General features: G+C 38.5%; 1 protein-coding gene. It reads left to right on the forward strand.

The genetic code is table 11. The features are described from left to right. Window positions 1–278 (forward strand): nucleotidyl transferase family protein (locus tag R0J87_RS19835; protein WP_498888402.1); only part of this gene is annotated, 278 nt, incomplete at both ends.

Consider the following 278-nt stretch of genomic DNA (forward strand, 5'->3'; position numbering starts at 1 on the left):
GATCAATGCTGATTGAGAAAGAAATTGGTATTTTTATTTTGTTCAGAGGGGAAAGAGGCAACAGGAGTATGACAAAAAAGATCGCAGTATTTGGCAGTGCATTTAATCCCCCCAGTTTAGGGCATAAATCTGTGCTGGAACGGCTGTCCCATTTTGATCAAGTTTTACTGGTTCCCAGTTATTCTCATGCCTGGGGAAAAGTCATGCTTAATTATGACTCACGTTGCACTATGGTTGCTGCTTTTATCGAAGATTTAAATTTTTCCAATTTATCTCTT

This window comes from Halomonas sp. SIMBA_159 (genome assembly GCF_046536035.1).
GTDB lineage: Bacteria > Pseudomonadota > Gammaproteobacteria > Pseudomonadales > Halomonadaceae > Vreelandella > Vreelandella venusta_A.